At 64.5% G+C, this 18,205-nt stretch carries 17 protein-coding genes; 12 read left to right on the top strand and 5 right to left on the bottom strand.

Features of this window, described 5'->3' with window-relative positions; translation table 11 throughout:
- Window positions 1-72: 72 nt before the first annotated feature.
- Window positions 73-1,563 (top strand): NADP-dependent isocitrate dehydrogenase, encoded by a 1,491-nt coding sequence (locus tag ACK4FJ_RS05965; RefSeq protein ID WP_409764937.1) that lies wholly within the window; start codon window positions 73-75, stop codon window positions 1,561-1,563.
- Between the two features lie 76 nt (window positions 1,564-1,639).
- Here the strand turns inward: ACK4FJ_RS05965 and ACK4FJ_RS05970 are convergent, their stop codons facing one another.
- Window positions 1,640-2,605 carry a complex I NDUFA9 subunit family protein gene (locus ACK4FJ_RS05970; RefSeq protein ID WP_409764938.1) on the bottom strand — a complete coding sequence of 322 codons (966 nt, stop codon included), beginning with the start codon at window positions 2,603-2,605 and terminating at the stop codon, window positions 1,640-1,642.
- 141 nt (window positions 2,606-2,746) lie between these two features.
- Here ACK4FJ_RS05970 and ACK4FJ_RS05975 point away from each other — a divergent pair, with 141 nt between their 5' ends.
- The 7 genes from ACK4FJ_RS05975 (at window position 2,747) to ACK4FJ_RS06005 (ending at window position 8,611) form a co-directional block, all read left to right on the top strand.
- On the top strand, window positions 2,747-2,935 hold the full coding sequence (locus ACK4FJ_RS05975) for a superinfection immunity protein (RefSeq protein ID WP_409764939.1): 189 nt from the start codon (window positions 2,747-2,749) through the stop codon (window positions 2,933-2,935).
- Between the two features lie 165 nt (window positions 2,936-3,100).
- Window positions 3,101-3,910: a DeoR/GlpR family DNA-binding transcription regulator gene (locus ACK4FJ_RS05980; protein ID WP_409764940.1), complete on the top strand. Its 810-nt coding sequence runs from the start codon at window positions 3,101-3,103 to the stop codon at window positions 3,908-3,910.
- 4 nt (window positions 3,911-3,914) lie between these two features.
- Window positions 3,915-4,925 (top strand): extracellular solute-binding protein, encoded by a 1,011-nt coding sequence (locus tag ACK4FJ_RS05985; RefSeq protein WP_409764941.1) that lies wholly within the window; start codon window positions 3,915-3,917, stop codon window positions 4,923-4,925.
- A gap of 68 nt (window positions 4,926-4,993) precedes the next feature.
- Window positions 4,994-5,812 carry an ABC transporter permease gene (locus tag ACK4FJ_RS05990; RefSeq protein ID WP_409764942.1) on the top strand — a complete coding sequence of 273 codons (819 nt, stop codon included), beginning with the start codon at window positions 4,994-4,996 and terminating at the stop codon, window positions 5,810-5,812.
- Between the two features lie 13 nt (window positions 5,813-5,825).
- The gene (locus tag ACK4FJ_RS05995) at window positions 5,826-6,632 is read left to right on the top strand and encodes an ABC transporter permease (RefSeq protein WP_409764943.1); all 807 of its coding nucleotides are present in this window, start codon (window positions 5,826-5,828) and stop codon (window positions 6,630-6,632) included.
- On the top strand, window positions 6,629-7,675 hold the full coding sequence (locus tag ACK4FJ_RS06000) for an ABC transporter ATP-binding protein (protein WP_409764944.1): 1,047 nt from the start codon (window positions 6,629-6,631) through the stop codon (window positions 7,673-7,675). Before ACK4FJ_RS05995 ends, ACK4FJ_RS06000 begins: the two co-directional genes overlap by 4 nt.
- Window positions 7,676-7,786: 111 nt before the next feature.
- Window positions 7,787-8,611, top strand: a complete 825-nt coding sequence (locus ACK4FJ_RS06005) for a phosphodiesterase (RefSeq protein ID WP_409764945.1) — start codon at window positions 7,787-7,789, stop codon at window positions 8,609-8,611.
- Window positions 8,612-8,615: 4 nt separating this feature from the next.
- On the opposite strand, the gene ACK4FJ_RS06010 is transcribed toward ACK4FJ_RS06005, so the two are convergent.
- Window positions 8,616-10,061: a CHAD domain-containing protein gene (locus ACK4FJ_RS06010; RefSeq protein ID WP_409764946.1), complete on the bottom strand. Its 1,446-nt coding sequence runs from the start codon at window positions 10,059-10,061 to the stop codon at window positions 8,616-8,618.
- 318 nt (window positions 10,062-10,379) lie between these two features.
- On the opposite strand from ACK4FJ_RS06010, the gene ACK4FJ_RS06015 reads away from it, so the two are divergent.
- A complete protein-coding gene (locus tag ACK4FJ_RS06015; RefSeq protein ID WP_409764947.1) occupies window positions 10,380-10,883 on the top strand; it encodes a GAF domain-containing protein in 504 nt (167 codons plus the stop codon).
- A 7-nt stretch (window positions 10,884-10,890) separates the two neighbouring features.
- On the opposite strand, the gene ACK4FJ_RS06020 is transcribed toward ACK4FJ_RS06015, so the two are convergent.
- Window positions 10,891-13,143, bottom strand: a complete 2,253-nt coding sequence (locus ACK4FJ_RS06020; RefSeq protein ID WP_409764948.1) for a PAS domain S-box protein — start codon at window positions 13,141-13,143, stop codon at window positions 10,891-10,893.
- Between the two features lie 149 nt (window positions 13,144-13,292).
- Here ACK4FJ_RS06020 and ACK4FJ_RS06025 point away from each other — a divergent pair, with 149 nt between their 5' ends.
- Window positions 13,293-13,676, top strand: coding sequence for a response regulator (locus ACK4FJ_RS06025; RefSeq protein ID WP_409764949.1), 384 nt, complete (start codon window positions 13,293-13,295; stop codon window positions 13,674-13,676).
- A 5-nt stretch (window positions 13,677-13,681) separates the two neighbouring features.
- Here ACK4FJ_RS06025 and ACK4FJ_RS06030 read toward each other — a convergent pair whose 3' ends face one another.
- The gene (locus ACK4FJ_RS06030; RefSeq protein ID WP_409764950.1) at window positions 13,682-15,283 is read right to left on the bottom strand and encodes a GMC family oxidoreductase; all 1,602 of its coding nucleotides are present in this window, start codon (window positions 15,281-15,283) and stop codon (window positions 13,682-13,684) included.
- Between the two features lie 51 nt (window positions 15,284-15,334).
- A complete protein-coding gene (locus tag ACK4FJ_RS06035; RefSeq protein ID WP_409764951.1) occupies window positions 15,335-15,736 on the bottom strand; it encodes an MAPEG family protein in 402 nt (133 codons plus the stop codon).
- 193 nt (window positions 15,737-15,929) lie between these two features.
- Here ACK4FJ_RS06035 and ACK4FJ_RS06040 point away from each other — a divergent pair, with 193 nt between their 5' ends.
- Together ACK4FJ_RS06040 and ACK4FJ_RS06045 are read left to right on the top strand one after the other, a co-directional pair.
- A complete protein-coding gene (locus ACK4FJ_RS06040) occupies window positions 15,930-16,301 on the top strand; it encodes a hypothetical protein (RefSeq protein WP_409764952.1) in 372 nt (123 codons plus the stop codon).
- 39 nt (window positions 16,302-16,340) lie between these two features.
- A complete protein-coding gene (locus ACK4FJ_RS06045; protein ID WP_409764953.1) occupies window positions 16,341-18,185 on the top strand; it encodes a methyl-accepting chemotaxis protein in 1,845 nt (614 codons plus the stop codon).
- Window positions 18,186-18,205 lie beyond the last annotated feature (20 nt).

The raw sequence follows: 18,205 nt of genomic DNA on the forward strand, positions 1-18,205 counted from the left end.
ATTTCAACAATAAATGCCATGCCGATAGGGTGCGCGCCACCAGACGCAAGGCATAACCCCAGGAGCGTTGCCATGACCATCCACCTGAAGCAGCCAAACCAGATCCTGGCCCAGGCCAGCCCACTTCCCGTCCCCGTCACGGTTGCCCCCGGCGACGGGATCGGGCCCGAGATCATGCAGGCCAGTCTGAAAGTGCTGCTGGCCGCCGGCGCCAATATCGCGCTGGAGCCGATCGAAATCGGCAAGGCGGTGTATCTGGCCGGCGAGACCTCGGGCATTCCGGCGAACGCATGGGACAGCCTGCGGCGCACCCGCATCTTCTACAAAGGCCCAGTCACCACGCCGCAGGGCGGTGGCTACAAGAGCCTGAACGTGACGGTGCGCAAGGCCCTCGGCTTGCTGGCGAATGTGCGGCCCTGCGTCGCTCATGCTCCGGCGATTGCCACGCGGCATCCGGACATGGACGTGGTGATCGTGCGCGAGAACGAGGAAGACCTCTATGCCGGCATCGAGCATCGGCAGACCGACGAGGTCTATCAGTGCCTGAAGCTGATCTCGCGGCCGGGCTGCGAGCGGATCGTGCGTTATGCCTTCGACTATGCTCGGGCGCATGGCCGCAAGAAGGTCACCTGCTTCACCAAGGACAACATCATGAAGCTGACCGACGGCCTGTTCCATCGGGTGTTCGACGAGATCGCCGCCGATTATCCCGATATCGCCAGCGATCACATGATCGTGGATATCGGCGCGGCGCGTTTGGCTGACACGCCGCATGCCTTCGATGTGATCGTAATGCCGAACCTGTATGGCGACATCCTGAGCGATGTGGCGGCGCAGATCACGGGCTCGGTCGGCCTCGCACCATCGGCCAATATCGGCGAGCATTGCGCGATGTTCGAGGCGATCCACGGCTCGGCGCCCGACATCGCGGGGCAGGATATCGCCAATCCCTCGGGCCTTCTGCTGGCGGGCGTGATGATGCTGCTCCATATCGGCCAGCACAAGGTTGCGGAGAAGGTGCACAATGCCTGGCTGGCGACCATCGAAGCCGGCATCCACACGGCAGACATCTTCCGGCCAGGCCATTCCGCGCAGAAGGTCGGCACCGCCGCCTTCGCCGAGGCGGTGATTGCCCGGCTCGGCCAAACGCCGAAAGTCCTGACGCCGGCATCCTATGCGACCCATGCGCAGGCCGTGACCGTCTGGCCGGCGCAGAAGCGCAAAAAAGCCCTGAAAGAACTGATTGGGATCGATGTCTTCATCCATGCCGATGCACCGGTCGCGGAGCTGGCTGACGCATTGAAGACCGTCGAGAACGGGTTGTTCGAACTCACGATGATCACCAATCGCGGCATCAAAGTCTGGCCGGGTGGGCTGCCGGAAACCTTCTGCACGGATCACTGGCGCTGCCGCTTCATGGCCAGGGAAGGCAAGCAGTTCAACAGGGCCATGGTGGTGGAGCTTCTGCGTCATCTGACGCAGCAGGGTCTCGATTTCATCAAGACCGAGCAGCTCTACACCTTCGATGGCGTGCCAGGCTTTTCACTCGGCCAGGGTCAGTGACCATATATATCAGACATGAAAAAGGCCGGGTGCATGACACCCGGCCCGTTCCGTCTGTTGAGTTTCAGCGCGGCGATCAGCTGAAGCGCGGTTCGAACTTTCCGCCGCCACGGCGGAAACGGAACAGATAAGTGTCGATGGTGCCTTCCACCGGCACCGGCAGATCGATGCCCAGATCCTTCAGACCCTTGGCATTCGCCGCCACCACGTTATCGGCTTTCAGCAGTTCGATCTGATCACGCGTGATTGGCGGCGCGAAAAGCGGCTGTAGCTCCATGAAGAAAGCGGCGGGTTTCAGCAGTGCGCCGGGCACGGGCAGCAGCAGGCGCTTCTTGTGGATCGCGGCCAGCGTGAGTTCCAGCAGCTCCCTGAAGCTGTAGACCTTGGGCCCGCCCAGCTCGAAGGTCTGGCCGGCGGCGGCCGAATTGGACAGCGCGCGGACCGCAGCCTCGGCCACGTCGCCCACATAGACCGGCTGCATCTTCGTGTGGCCGCCATCGACCAGCGGCAGGGCCGGCGCAATGCTGGCCAGCGCCGCGAAACGGTTGAAGAAATCGTCTTCCGGGCCGAACACGATGCTGGGGCGCAGGATGATCGCCTGCGGCATGTGGCGGCGGATGCCGGCCTCGCCCTGGGCCTTGCTGCGCGCATAGGCCGAGCCGCTTTCGGCATCGGCGCCGATGGCCGAGATATGCAGCATCTGCTGCACGCCGGCTTCCTTGGCGCACAGCGCGATCACCTCGGCGCCGCGCGCCTGCACGGCGGCGAATTTCTGCGCACCGCTCTGGTAGAGGATGCCGACGCAGTTGATCACGATATCGGCGCCCTTGACGGCCTGCTGCACCGACATGGGCATGCGGATATTGGCCTGCACGATGTCGATCTGGCCGACGCCACCCATGGGCTTGAGGAACAGGCCCTCGTCGGGGCGGCGGATGGCGACCCGCACGCGGGCACCCTGCTGGGCCAGCTTCTGCACGATATAGCGGCCGACGAAGCCGGAGCCGCCGAATACGGTGACGAGCTTGTTGCGCAGCGACATGACGCGATCCCCTGCCTGACGCGAAAAACGAATGCCCCGGACTATAGCCAAATCCGCCCTGCCGCCAATGGTTTGACCCGGTTTTGAGACGGGCCGGACTGTAGGCAGGGTCGCAGCCGGTCGCTACTCTGCCATCCCATCATGGGCGCCGGATTCCCCACCCTTGTCGGCCTGCTGCTGCTGGCCAGCGTTTATTTCCTGCCCAGCCTGCTGGCCTGGCGGCGGGCCCATCCCTGGCGGCAGAAGATCTTCCTGGCCAACCTGGCGGTGGGCTGGACCGTGATCGGCTGGGCGGTCTGCATGGGCCTGGCCCTGCGCCGCCCGAATTAAATCATTGATATTCATAAGACAGTTTTAGTCAGCATACATATCTATGCTGTTCGTTTGACGTCACGAAACTTTCATGTGAAAGTCATCTGAACGAAAAGAACGGCCCGCAATGTTCATACGAACATGATGCGCCGATTGGGACAGGAAACGACTTCGGGGACCGGGATGCTGGCGGAAGACCGCGCACGCGCCATTGTTGAGCTTGTCCGCAGCGAGGGCTTCCAGGCCATCGACGCCCTGGCGATCCAGTTCGGCGTTACCCCCCAGACCATCCGCCGCGACGTGAACCTGCTCTGCGACCGCGGCCTGCTGCGCCGGAAGCATGGCGGCGTCGAACTGCCGCCCGAGGGCGAGAACCTGGCCTATCCCGCACGCCAGGTGCTGAACATCGAGGCCAAGCGCCGCATCGCGCAGCTGGTGGCGCGCGCGGTGCCCGAGGGCGCCTCGCTGTTCTTCGGCATCGGCACCACGCCCGAGCAATGCGCGCTGGCGCTGACCGATCATCCCGGCCTGCGCGTGATGACCAACAACCTGAACGCCGCCCTGGCGCTGAGCCGCAATCCCTCCTGCGAGATCACCGTGGCCGGCGGCCGGCTGCGCAACCTGGATCGCGACGTGGTGGCCGGCGAGGCGCATGGCTTCTTCAGCCGCTTCGCCGTGGATATCGGCATCTATGGCGTGGGCGGCGTGGCGGAAGACGGCACCCTGCTGGATTTCAGCGCCGACGAGATCACCATGCGCAGCGAACTCGCGCGCCATTGCCGCCAGCGTTTCCTGGTGCTGGACCATTCCAAATTCGGCCGCGGCGCCACCATGCGCGGCGGCCGGATCACCGAGGCGAGCGTGGTTTTCACCGACCGCCCGGTGCCGCCCGCCATCGCCGCGCAGCTGCGCGATGCCGGCGTGCGCCTTGTCGTCTGGTCCGACGACACCGTTTCCACCGCAGCAGTAAACCATAACGGCAGGAGGGGTTGACCCCATGTTGAAACGTCTCGCTTTCGCAACCGCATTGGGCATTGCCGCGCTTGGCAGTGTCATGGACGCCAACGCCCAGCAGCGGGCAATCTGCTACAACTGCCCGCCGGAATGGGCCGACTGGGGTTCGCAGCTCCGGGCGATCCAGTCCAAGCTCGGCATCAGCGTGCCGCCCGACAACAAGAATTCCGGTCAGGCCATCGCCGCCCTGATCGCCGAGAAGGCCAACCCGGTGGCCGACGTGACCTATCTGGGCGGTATCGCCGCCGATCCGGCCAAGGATGCCGGCGTGCTGACCCCCTACAAGCCGAAGAACTGGGACAAGATCCCGGCCGACCTGAAGGACAAGGACGGCTACTGGTTCACCATCCACTCCGGCACCCTGGGCCTGTTCGTCAACAAGGCCGCGCTCGGCAACAAGCCGGTGCCGCAGAGCTGGGCCGACCTGCTCAAGCCCGAATACAAGGGCCTGGTCGGTTATCTCGATCCGACCTCGGCCGCCGTGGGCCAGCTGGGCGTGATGGCCGTGAACCTCGCGCTGGGCGGCACGTACGACAACCTCGATCCGGCGATCAAGTACTTCAAGGACCTGGCCAAGAACCAGCCGATCGTGCCGAAGCAGACGTCTTACGCCCGCGTGATCTCGGGCGAGATTCCGATCCTGTTCGATTACGACTTCAACGCCTATCGCGGCCAGCATACCGACAAGGCGCCGGTGCAGTTCGTGATCCCGAAGGAAGGCACGCTGGTCTTCCCGTATGTGATGGGCCTGGTCAACAAGGGCCCGAACCCGGATAACGGCAAGAAGGTGCTGGATTTCGTGCTCTCCGACGACAGCCAGGCGATGTGGGGCAATGCCTATCTGCGTCCGGTCTTCGCCGACCGTCTCTCGAATGAGGCCAAGGCCAAGTTCCTGCCCGAGGCGGAATATGCCCGCGCCAAGGCGGTGGACCTGAAGAAGCTGGCCGCCGCACAGGCCAAGATCGTCGAGCGCTACAAGAACGAAGTGAACTGAACTACGCGTAGTTTTAGGTATGGCGGGGCGATCATCGGATCGTCCCGCCTTTACCCGTTAGAGGCACGATGCGCCGAGACACCCAACTCCTGATTTTCCTGCTGCTGCCGGCTGGCATCTTTTTCGGCGCCTTTTTCCTGCTGCCGATGGTGCGGCTGTTTTTCATCGGCGGCAGCGGCAAGACCGGCTGGGCCGCCTATGCCGCGATCCTGACCGATGCAAATTACCTTAATAGCCTGATCGCCACGCTGGGCATCGCCGCCGCCACCACCTTCGCCACCCTGGCGATCAGCGGCATCTCCGGCGTGTTCCTGCAGCGCCACAAATTTCCCGGCAACGGCGCGCTGGTGGCGATGCTTACCTTTCCGCTGGCCTTCCCCGGCGTCGTGATCGGCTTCATGGTGATCATGCTGGCCGGCCGCCAGGGCCTGATCGGCCAGATCACCGAATTCCTCACCGGCGAGAAGCTGGTCTTCGCCTATTCGCTGACCGGCCTGTTCATGGGCTATGTCTATTTCTCGATCCCGCGCACCATCCTCACCGTGATGGCGGCCGCCGAAAAGCTCGACCCCAAGCTGGAGGAAGCCGCGCGGTCGCTCGGTGCCTCGCCATGGCGCGTGATGCTGGACGTGATCATTCCCGGCCTGAAGCCGGCCTTCATCTCGGCCGGCGCGATCTGCTTCGCCACTGCCGTCGGCGCTTTCGGCACGGCCTTCACGCTCGCCGCCCGCATCAATGTGCTGCCGATGGTGATCTATACCGAGTTCACACTCTCGGCCAATATCGCCATGGCGGCCGCCTTAAGCTTCGTGCTGGGTGCCGCCACCTGGATCGTGCTGGCCGTGGCACGCACGGCAGCCGGCGGCACCGTCGCGGCGGCAGGCTGAGAGGGGGCGCGACATGAAACATCGCGGCCTTTTCCTGCTGCAGCTCGGTTTTACTTTGCTGGTCTGCGCTTTCCTGATCGTGCCGGTGGTGCTGTCGATCATGGCCGGTCTGACGGTGAACTACTTCATCGGCATCGAAAGCGGGCTGACGCTGCGCTGGGTGTTCGAGGTGTGGAACGGCTATCGCGATACCATCTTCCTCTCCATCGGACTCTCGATTGCCTGCCTGGCCGTGACGCTGGTGCTGGGTGTGCCGACCGCCTATGTGCTGGCCAAGCGCCAGAGCGCGCTGACGCGGGCCATCGAGGAACTGCTGGTGATGCCGGTGGCCGTGCCGGGCCTGGCCACGGCATTGGCGCTGATCGTCACCTATGGCGCATTGTCGGGCTTCCGCACCTCCTGGGGCTTCATCCTGGTGGGCCATGTGCTGTTCACCCTGCCTTTCATGGTGCGCAGCGTGCTGGCCGTGCTGATGGCCATCGACCTGAAAACCCTGGAAGAGGGCGCCGCCTCGCTGGGCGCCGGCTTCTGGCAGCGCTTCACCCATATCGTGCTGCCCAATTGCCGCGCCGGCATCCTGGCCGGATCGCTGATGGTGGTGACGCTCTCCATGGGCGAGTTCAACATGACCTGGCTGCTGCACACACCGCTGACCAAGACGCTGCCTGTCGGCCTGGCCGATGCCTATGCAAGCCTGCGCCTTGAAATCGGCAGCGCCTATACCCTGGTGTTTTTCCTGATGATCATGCCGCTGCTGCTGGCGATGCAGCATTTCGCCAAGCCGCGTGCGCCGAAATTCGTGGCGGAGGAATCCGAATGACCAACACGACACAGCCGCTCGCCATCGCGCTTACCAACTGCGCCAAGACCTTCCCCGACGGCACCAGGGCGCTGGAGCCGCTGGACCTCGCAATCAATGCAGGCGAAACCGTCGTGTTCCTCGGCCCCTCGGGCTGCGGCAAGACCACCACCCTGCGCATCATCGCCGGACTGGAAGAACCCGATGGCGGTGGCAAAGTGCTGTTCGACGGCGAGGACGTGACGCGCCTGCCGATCGAGCAGCGCAATGTGGGCATGGTGTTCCAGTCCTATGCCCTGTTCCCCAATATGACGGTTGCCGAGAATATCGGTTACGGCCTGAAGATCCGCAAAACACCGGCGGCCCAGATCAAGGCCCGCGTGGCCGAGATGCTGGGCATGATGCGGATCGAGAAACTGGCCGACCGCCGCATCGACCAGCTGTCGGGCGGCCAGCGCCAGCGTGTGGCCCTGGCGCGCGCCATCGCGGTGCGGCCGCGCGCCCTGCTGCTGGACGAACCACTCACCGCGCTGGACGCCAAGCTGCGCGATACATTGCGGCTGGAGATCGACACGCTGCTGCGCAGCCTGCAGATCACCGCGATCTATGTGACGCATGACCAGGCCGAGGCGATGGCGCTGGGCGACCGCATCGTGGTGATGGAGCATGGCCGCGTGGCGCAGATCGGCAAGCCACGCGAAATCTATCAGCGGCCGAGCACGCGTTTCGTGGCCGAATTCATCGGCACCATGAACCGCCTGACCGGCGCGGCACGCAATGGCATGTTCACCTGCCGGGCTGGCGACCTGCCCTGGGCCGAGGCGCCGCAGCATGCCACCGAAATCCTGTTCCGCCCGGAAGACATCCGCATTGCCGAAAGCCACGAGCAGACTGGCTTGCAGGGCATTGTGGCCGCCGCCTTTTTCCTGGGCGACCGCACGCGGTTGTTCGTCGAAGTCGGCGAGGCACAGCCGCTGGTGATCGAAAGCACCGCGCGTCGCGACTTCAGCCACGGCGAAACCGTGCGGCTGGCCATTGACCCGCGCGGCCTGCTGGTTCTGTGATTAAGGTTGTTCGTCACCCCGGGCTTGACCCGGGGTCCCATTTTTTCAGTATCAACAAATGGGATCCCCGCTTTCGCGGGGATGACGAGAAAAGGAAGGGATTGTCATTTCATGCTGATCGCCCAGATCACCGACACGCATATCAAGCTGCCCGGCAAGCTGGCCTACAAGAAGGTGGATACCGCGGCGATGCTGGAGCGTTGCGTGCAGGAGCTGCTGGCGCTGAAGCCGCAGCCCGACCTGATCCTGCTGACCGGCGATCTGGTCGACCTCGGCCGGCCGGAGGAATACGACCACCTGAAATCCATCCTGGCACCGATCCAGCAGCGCATCATCGCCGTGCCGGGCAACCACGATGAGCGCAACGCCATGCGCGACGCTTTTGCCCATGGCGGCTATCTGCCGAAGCAGCGCGACAGCTTCCTGCAATTCACCATCGACGACGAGTATCCACTGCGCATCGTGGGACTGGATACCCTGATCCCCGGCCAGGGCGGCGGCGAATTATGCGCCGAGCGTTTGAATTGGCTGGACAATACGCTGGGCCAGAAGCCCGATGCGCCGACCCTGGTGATCATGCATCATCCGCCATTCGAAACCGGCATCGGCCATATGGACAAGATCGGCCTGAAGGGTCGCGAGGAATTCGCAGCCATCATGGCGCGGCACCCCCAGGTCGAGCTGATCCTGTGTGGCCACCTGCATCGCACCATCCGCGCCGATGTGGGCGGCCGACCGGCGCTGACCTGTCCCAGCCCGGCACATCAGGTGGCGCTGGACATAGACCCGGAGGCGCCGAGCTGTTTCCGCATGGAACCGCCGGGCTTCATGCTGCATTGGTGGAATGGCGGCCGGCTGATCAGCCACACCGCCTTCATCGGCGATTACGACGGCCCCTATCCGTTTTTCGATGCCAGCGGCAGGCTGATCGACTGAACACTCAGTCCTTCAGCGCATCCTTCCAGAACGGACGGATCGCGGCGAAATCCTCCCAGGCATCGCCAAGCTGCGCGAGCTGCAGCTGCTGGCGGCCGGCGAACCACGCGGTGATCGCCGCAGTCGCCGTGCCATGGCCGGCATCGGGCAACAGGTCGCGCACCAGCCGGCCGCCCACATCGGCATCGTTCAACGCGCCCAGGCAATCCTGCAGGCGGCTGAGGGCGGCGATGAAACGCCGCGTATCCTTCCTGCTGAACAGCGGCCGGAAGAATTCGGCGGCATAACGCAGTTTCTTGGCGCGGATGCGCAGCTCGTGCAGGCTTTCGATCGGCAATTCGGCATGCTGCGCGCCCAATGCCTTCACCTTCTTGCGCCGCTTGCGCAACATCTGTGCGGCGAAACGCTCGGCCGGCTGGGCGGCCAAATCCGCATCGACCAGTGCGCTGCCGTCCATCACCCGGTCGGCCAGCCGCGCGAAGCCCAGCCGCAGGGCGGCCAGACGCGGCGATTGCAGCGCCGAGGCCAGCGCCACCTGAGCGGCGGCGCGATGGTCTTCCAGGATGATGCCCAGATGCTGCATCGCTTTCACGTCGTCGAGCTCACGGCGTAGCGGCGCCAGCGTCTCGGCCAGGAAAACATCGAGGTCGCGCTTGCGCCCGAGCGGGCCGTTGAGCCAACGTAGTTCCTCCACCAGCGGCAGCATGACCGCCTCGCGCAGCATCGGCGCGAAGAGTCCGAAGGCCGAGCGCATCCGGCGTAAGGCCACCCGCATCTGGTGCACGCCTTCGGCATCGAAGTCGCGCAGCACCGGCAGCAGGTTGGCATCGAATTGCAGCAGGCAGTGCCGCAGGATGGCAACGAAGGCCGAGGCCGCATCGTGATCGTCGGCCAGTTCGAAGGGGATCGTGCCGGCACGCTGCGGCTGCGGCTCGATCAGGCCGAGCGTGGCCGCCAGATGCACCAGAGGCGCCGAGCCATTCCAGCGCACCGGCAGGTCGGCGCAGAATTCGGCGGCGAGCCTGTGCAGGATCGGCAGCGCGCCGGCCGGCCCCTGCAAAAGAATCTCGCCGGCTTCAGCACTGCGCTCATCGCAACGCAGCGTCAGTTTGGCGATTTCGATGCTGACTTGGTGTCCTTCGCGTTCAAGGCTGCCGGCCTGCGCGGTACGGCGCAATACAGCCAGACCTTCCAGGGCAAGGTCGGCATCCAGGGCAGGCGGATCGACCAGGGCCAGGCCGGCCACCGGCAACAGGTCGTGCTCCCCGGCATGGCTCCCGGCCAGGCAGAGCCAGCCGGCGGCGGCGAAACGGCGATTGTCGGTATCGCAGAGGGTCAGGTTGGTCTGGCGGCGGCGCGTGGACAGGCCCTGCAATAGTGGGGCGCGGCGCGCCGGGGCGAGGCTGCCCGCGGCGAGACCGAGACGCAGCAACGCGGGCTGATCGCTCATGGCGGCGGACTCTACCGGAGGCTCTAAAAAAAAGTCAAACAACTCAGTCGTTTACAATTGTTACAGTTCTGCGAAAGCCGTGACGGATGCCCTAATTCCGCCCCTTTTCCCGGCTTATATACGGGTCTAGCAGCAGACGGCTTTCACGAGCCTGTCTCCAGAGCCGCCCGGCACCGCCTCCCCCCCAGGCATACCGGGCGGCTTTTTTTATGGCAGGCTGGCAGCGCCACTACCTATTTCCTCTGCATGGTCTTTAATACTCTCGTTACGCTGGTGCGGCAGGCTTGGCCGAACCGATTGCGGTGTCGAGTGGAGAGCATGGACCGAACCAACGCTGCGATACGCGCCACCAATGGCGGTGCCCAGGGCCTGGAACCGATCTACGAGGCGATCTGTCAGGACATCACCGCCCAGCTCGGCTGCACGCGGGCAAGCGTGTGGCTGTTCAATCTCGCCGGCGACGCCATCCACTGCCAATGCCTGCTGGATCGCCGCGAGACCGAATTTCCCGCCGGCATGATTCTGACGGCGACCAGCGTGCCGCTGTATTTCGACATGATCTGCCAGGATCGCCTGCTGGTGATCCCCGATTACGCCCAGCATCCGGCCACCCGCAACCTCGCCGCGCCGTATGCCCGCACCAGTGGCATCCGCGCCCTGATCGACATCATGGTGCCCGATCCGGACGGGCTGCCGGTCGCCATCGTTTCGGCGGAACAGGACCGCCCGCGCGAGTGGAGCGAAGCCGATATCCTATACATGTACCAGATCGCGAATCTGCTGACGCTGACGTTTAAATACCGCGGCCGCGTGGCAGCGTAATTCCTAGTCACTCGCCCAGCAGGGCCTTGATCGCTTCAGCCAGTTCCGTCTTGCGCACCGGCTTGCGCAGGATGCGCAATGTCGAAGAGTGGCTTATCTGCTGCAGCCGATCCTCGCCCGATGAACCAGACATGAACAGGATCGGCATATCCGGTTTCTTTGCCAGGATACGGTCGGCCAGCGCGATGCCATCCATGCCGCCGGGCATCTGGATGTCGGTGAGCACCAGGTCGATCGGCAGGCCACGCCGCATCTCGGCCAGGGCATCGGCGGCCGTGGCGGCAGGCAGCACGGCAAAACCCAGACTGCCGAGCAGGGCCGACATGGTGGCGCGCACATCGGCATTGTCGTCGACGCAGAGGACCAGGCGGCGACCGGCTTCATGTTCGGGTCGGCGCGGCATCGCCTGATCGTCCAGTGCCGGCAGGAACAACCGGAACTCGGTGCCCTCGCCAGGTTGACTGTTGATTTCGACATAACCGCCCGATTGCGCGATGAAACCGTAGACCATCGACAGGCCGAGCCCGCTGCCCTTGCCGATTTCCTTCGTTGTGAAAAATGGTTCGAAGACGCGCGCCAGGATGTCTGGTGACATGCCGCAACCGGTATCGCGCAGGCTGATCATGGCATAACTGCCGGACGGCGCCGTGCGCGTGGCCATGACGCGCGGCTCATTCAGATGGCTCCAGGCCGTGCGGATGGTGAGACGGCCACTACCCTGCATGGCATCGCGCGCGTTCAGCGCGATATTCAGAATGGCATTCTCGAGTTCACTGACATCGGCTTCGACAACGGGCAGGTCCGGCGCCAGATCCAGTTCAAAGGATATGCTGCCTCCCAGCGTTCGCTGCAGCATGTCGTGCATGCCATGAAGCTGTTCGTTGATGTCGATGCGCGCGGGGTTGAGTTTCTGGCGGCGACCAAAGGCCAACAACCGCTGCGTCAGGTCGGCGCCACGGCCGGCATTGCGCAAGGCCTGCTCGATCAGCCGCGTGCTTTCACCGTCATTCACCCGGTCGCCCAGCAATTCCAGATTGCCAACGATCACGGCCAGCAGATTGTTGAAGTCGTGGGCGATGCCGCCGGTGAGCTGGCCCAGCGCCTCCATCTTCTGCGCCTGTCGCAACTGGTCGCGCAGATCTTCCGCCTGCCGCCGCTCGGTCATGTCGCGCGTGATGTTCACGAAGCCAGTCAGGTTGCCATCGGTATCACGCAAGGCGGTGATCACCAGGCTGGCCCAGAAACGGCTGCCATCCTTGCGCCGGCGCCATTCCTCGTTGACGTAGCGTCCCTTCTCGGCCGCGATGCGCAGGGCTTGGCTGGGCGCATCAACGGTCAGGTCGCTGTCGATGTAATACTGGTCGCGCGTCTTGCCGATGGCTTCATCCGGCGTGTAGCCGGTCAGGTTCTGCGCCCCGGCATTCCAGGTCAGCACTTTGCCCTCGGCATCCATCATGAAAATGGCGTAGTCGGTGATCGAGTCGACCAGCAAGCGGATACGCGCCTCGCTTTCGCGTCGGCGTTCCTCGCTGCGACGGTAGTTGCTGAGATCGTGGATCACACCAACGAACATCGGCGCGCCATCTTCTTCGAACGAACCGACCGCCAGTTCGAAGGGAAACACCTTGCCGTCCTTGCGCCGACCCAGTACCTCGCGGCCGATGCCGATGATGCGCTTCTCGCCTGTTTGAAGGTGGTGGCGCAGATAACCGTCATGCGCCGAACGGTCGGGTTCGGGCATCAGCATCGACACGTTGTTGCCCAGCACCTCGGACGCGGCATAACCGAACAGCTTCTCGCAGGCCGGGTTGTACAGTTTCACGATGCCGCCCGCATCGATCAGGATCAGGCCGTCGATGGCGGTTTCCACCACCTGCTTGAAGCGCTCCTCGCTGCGCCGGTATTTGCTGAGGTCGTGGATCACGCCCACGAACATCCGGCGGCCGTCGCGATGATATTCGCCAACAGCCAGCTCGAAGGGAAACACCGTGCCGTCCTTGCGACGGCCCAGCACCTCGCGGCCGATGCCGATGATACGTTTCTCGCCGGTTTCGCGGTAACGACGGATATAGCCATCATGGGCCGTGCGATCCGGCTCGGGCATCAGCATTGAGACGTTGCGCCCCAGCACCTCGTCGGGTGTGTAGCCGAACAGTTTCTCGCAGGCGGCATTGAAGAGGGCGACGCGACCATCGGCCTCGATCAGAATCAGGCCATCTATGGCGGTGTCCACGACGGCTTGGAGAAGATCGTCGGTCATGCCGGTTGCCGCAGATCGTTGATATTACAAAATAATTCTATCTCAAATAGAGGTTTTCCAATCTGAATTCCTCGTTAGAATGGTAAAAAGCCCGGGCAAAGACAATACAAATTTCCCGGCCATAGCGAGCCGATACCTGGATAAACAGCATGCCGCGTATTCTGGTGGTCGACGACAATGCCGAATTCGGCCGCATCCTTCAGGCCCATCTGACCGCCCATGGCCATGAGGTCGTCACGGCCAAAGACGGCGAACAGGGCCTGGCCCTGATCGAACAGGAATCCTTCGACATCGTGCTGACCGACATCCTGATGCCCCAGCGCGACGGCATCGAGGTGCTGCGCCAGGTGAAGCAGCGCTGGCCGGCCCTGCCGGTGATCGCGGTGTCCGGTGGCGGCTGGATCAAGGCCGGCGACCTGCTCGACATGGCCGAACGTCTGGGCGCCGACCGCGTGCTGCAAAAGCCGGTGCGCCGAGACGATCTGCTGGCCGCCGTGGATGCCGTGCTGAAAGACGTGCTGCGCGACGGCTGACGCTTTCAGGCAGCCCGGATCAGGTCGGCGGCCTTCTCGGCAATCATAATGGTGGGGGCGTTGGTGTTGCCGCCGATCAGGCTTGGCATCACCGAGGCATCGGCCACCCACAGACCCTCCATGCCGCGCAGGCGAAGCTGCGGGTCGACCACGGCCTGCACGTCGTCGGCCGCACCCATGCGGCAGGTACCGACCGGATGATAGATCGTGTCGGCACGGCGCCGGATTTGCTCCAGAAGCCCGGCATCGTCAGCGATCCCTGCCGTGTACATCTCGCGCGGATTCAGCGCCTGGAACGGCGCGGCATCCATGATGCGGCGGGCCAGCTTCACGCCCTTGAGCAGCAGATCGATATCGTCGGGATGACTGAAGAATTGCGGATCGATCTTCGGCGGCAGCAGCGGATCGGCACCCTTCAGGCCAACGCTGCCGCGGCTTTTCGGCCGCAGCACGCAGGTATGCAGGCTGTAGCCATGGCCCAGATGGGTCTTGCGCGCATGGTCGTCGACCAGCGCATTGACGAAATGCATCTGCAGGTCGGGGCGCGGCTGCGACGGATCGGAGCGCAGGAAGGCGCCGGACTCGGCAAAGTTGGTGGTGAGCATGCCGCGTCGCTCGCGGCGCCAGCGCCCGATCTCGCGCAGCAGATGCGCGGCGCCACGCAACGACACGCCGGGCAGGGTGGGATCGTCGGTCTTGTAGAGCAGGATGAAATCCACATGGTCCTGCAGGTTCTGCCCCACGCCGAGCAGATCGTGCAGCACCGGCAGGCCATGGCGCGCCAGTTCCTCGCCCGGGCCGATGCCCGAGAGCATCAGCAGCTGCGGCGACTGGAAGGTCCCGGCCGCCAGCACCACGCCAGCCCTGGCGCGTAGCGCGATCTCGCGGCCCTTCTGCCGGCAGGCGACGCCGGCAGCGCGGCGCCCGGTGAACAGGATGCGCAGCACACGCGTGTCGGTTTCGACATGCAGGTTGTGACGGTTTCGTACATCCGGCGGCAGATAGGCCCGCGCGGCCGACCAGCGCTCGCCGTTTTTCTGCGTCACCTGGTAATAGCCGACGCCATCCTGGGACGGCCCGTTGAAATCGCTGTTGCGCGGCAGCTGCAGGGTGTCGCAGGCAGACAGGAAGGTTTCGTTGATCGGATGCGGCGAGACCAGGTCGCTGACCTGCAGCGGGCCCTCGCCGCCATGCAGGGGATCGTCGGCGCCGACGCGCGCATTGGCTTCGGCGCGTTTGAAATAGGGCAGCACATCGGAAAACGACCAGCCATCCGCGCCATGCAGCCGCGCCCAGTCGTCGTAATCCGAGGCATGGCCGCGGGTATAGATCATCGCGTTGATGCCGGACGACCCGCCCAGCATGCGTCCGCGTGGCTGATAACCGCGCCGGCCGGACAGGCCGGGCTGCGGCTCGGTGTCGAAACCCCAGTTGCGCCATTTCACCGGCATGAAGGCGGCGGCGCCCAGCGGCACGCGGCAGAGGATATGGTCGTCCTTGGGGCCGGCTTCGATCAGGCAGACTTTCGTCACGCCATCGTCGCTCAGGCGTCGGGCCAGCACACAGCCCGCCGAACCACCGCCGATCACGATGTAATCGTAGTCCATCGCGTCCTCCCCCTCTCTGTGCCGCCCGACTGACGCGGGCTTTGTGCCAGCTTACATGGCATTGACCGCCAGGATCAGCAGCCAGATCGCCGTGATCATGATCATGCTGAAGGTTAGTATCGTGCCGACGAAACGCCCAAACGACAGCCCGGCGGAACTGGACAGGCCGATCGCATGCAGGATGCGGCCGAGCAGCAGGCCGGCCCCCAGCGCATGCAGGGCCCAGAGCGGCGCCTGACGGCTCAGTTCCAGCAGGAACAGCAGCAGCAGCGCCATCGGCACATATTCGATGAAATTACCCTGCACGCGGATCGCCTTCTGCAGGGCACGCTCGCCGCCATCGCCCAGGGCGACCTTCAGGCTTCCGCGCAGCCGCGCGACGCGCAGCGAGAGCGCGATCAGCAGGATGGCGCAGAGGGCGGCGTAAAGCGGCGTAACGGCAAATGGCGGCATGACGATCCTGTCTGTTATTATGCCCCGCTATGCGGGAGAACACGTACGATTCTTCGCCGAATCATAGCGGTTTTGCGACTTTCCGGCCACAGGCCTTGTTTTTGCCGACGGCCATGATCCTGCATCGTTGCCGTGGCGTAAGATTACCGAATTGAAACTTTATCCCGCCCCGCCATCCTGCCTCACTGTAATCATGACACCCGGCCCCGCTTCAGCCCGCCGCCGCAACCTTGCCGCCATGCTCGGCATTGCCGTGATCGCGATCCTGCCCCTGCTGGCACTCACGCTGCCGCAGGGTGCACGCAATGCCGATGCGGCGCAGGCCGCCAGGCTGATCGTGCTGCTGCCCGGGGCCGCGACGACCCTGCCACAGGCAGCCGCGCTGCTGGATCGGGCCGATGCCCGTCCGCTGGGCCAGGGCGCCTGGGCCAATCTGTGGCTGGTCGCCAGCCGCGATCCGGATGCGGCGGCCCAGCTTTATGCCGCCGGCGCGCATCTGGTGCTGGCCGGCGACGGCATCCTGGCCGGATGCCTCGGTTTCTCGACCAAGACAATCCGCGGCTGAGCCCGGGCAGCCCAAGAGTTCACACAAAAAGGAAACGTCATGCTCGCCGCCATGCTTCAACTTGCTTCCCTTGAGGAGCTGCGCCGCCGCGCCAGTTCGGTTTTCATCGTCTGGCTGTGGCTGCACCTGCCGCTGATTGCCGCCGTGGCCTGGCTGAACGGCACCAATCTTTTGGTCAGCACCATTGGCGCCGCGCTGATCGCGCTGATCGCTACCTGGTTCTGCCGCACCGATCCCACCGGCACGGCGACGCGCCAGGTGGTGGCGGCGGCCTTCGTCGGCATGGCCTCGCTGCTGGTCTTTGCAGCAAGCGGCCCGTGGCAGATCGATATGCATATGTATTACTTCGCGATCTTCGCGGTGCTGGCGGCCTATTGCGACTGGCGTGCCATCCTCACCGCCGCAACACTGACCGCGCTGCATCACCTGTCGCTCAATTTCATCCTGCCTTATGCGATCTTCCCCGATGGCAGCGATTTCGGCCGCGTCGTGGTACATGCTGTGATCGTGGTGGCGGAATGCGCCGTGCTGATCTGGCTCTGCCTGGTGCTGGAGAACCTGTTCGCCCGCAGTGCGCAGAGCCTGGCCGAGATGAAGGCCAGCATGGCCGAACGCGAGAAACTGGAAACCGAGGCGGCTGCACAGCGCGAGCGCTTCGCCGCCCAGCAGACCGCAGCCGAGCAGCGTTTCGAACAGGCCATCGGCCAGGTGGTGGCCGCCGCCGCCGACGGCGATCTGGCCCAGCGAGTCAACACCGCCGAGCTGACGGGCGTGATGCAGCGTGTGGGCGAGTCGGTGAACACCCTGCTGGCCCGCACCGAGGATGTGTTTGCCGCCGTGCAGGACGTGACCGGCGCGATGGCTGGCGGTGATCTGCGCCGCCGCATCAAGGATGGTTTCCGCGGCCGGTTCGGCGCGCTGGCTGCCGATATCAACCAGATGGGCGAGAAGCTGCGCGATTTCGCCGGCCGCCTGGCCCAGAGCGCCGAAGCGGTGAAGACCGCCTCGACCGAGATTTCCTCCGGTTCGCAGGATCTTGCGCAGCGCACGGAAAGCCAAGCCGCTTCAATCGAGGAGACGGCCGCCTCGATGCACGAGATCACCACGACGGTGAAGCAGAATGCCGACAATGCCCAGGCCGCCAACCAGCTGGCGGTTGCGGCGCGCGATACCGCCGAAAAGGGCGGCAGCGTTGTGGCCGATGCCGTCTCGGCCGTGACGCAGATCGAAACCAGCGCGCAGAAGATCAGCGACATCGTCGGCCTGATCGACGAAATTGCCTTCCAGACCAATCTGCTGGCGCTGAACGCGAGCGTGGAAGCCGCCCGCGCCGGCGAAGCCGGCAAGGGTTTCGCTGTTGTCGCCCAGGAAGTGCGGGCGCTCGCCCAGCGCAGCGCCAATGCCAGTAAGGACATCAAAGCGCTGATCACCGAGTCGAACGCCCAGGTGAAGACCGGCGCGGCTTTGGTCAACCAGACCGGCGCCTCGCTGACCGACATCGTCGCCGCGATCAAGAAGGTCAGCGACATCGTGGCCGAGATCGCCGCCGCCAGCAAAGAGCAGGCGACCGGCCTGGAGCAGATCAACACGGCTGTTGCCGGCATGGACGAGATCACCCAGCGCAACGGCGCGCTGGTGGAAGAGACGACGGCGGCGGCGCAGACCCTGGAAGGCCAGGCGCGGCAACTGGCCGATCTGGTCGGATTCTTCCGCACGGATGCGGCGGCGCAGCCGCAGCCTGCCACCAACGGCGCCAAGGTGGTGCCGCTGAAGCCTGCCGCGCGCATGCCCGCGGCAAAGCCCACAGCACCACGGCCGGCGGCGAAGCCACAAACTGCCCCGGCGGCGAGCGCTGCAGCCGACGAGGACTGGCAGGAATTCTGAGTCCGCGTCCGGCGTGACCG

This window comes from Ferrovibrio sp., from assembly GCF_046297595.1.
Lineage (GTDB): Bacteria > Pseudomonadota > Alphaproteobacteria > Ferrovibrionales > Ferrovibrionaceae > Ferrovibrio.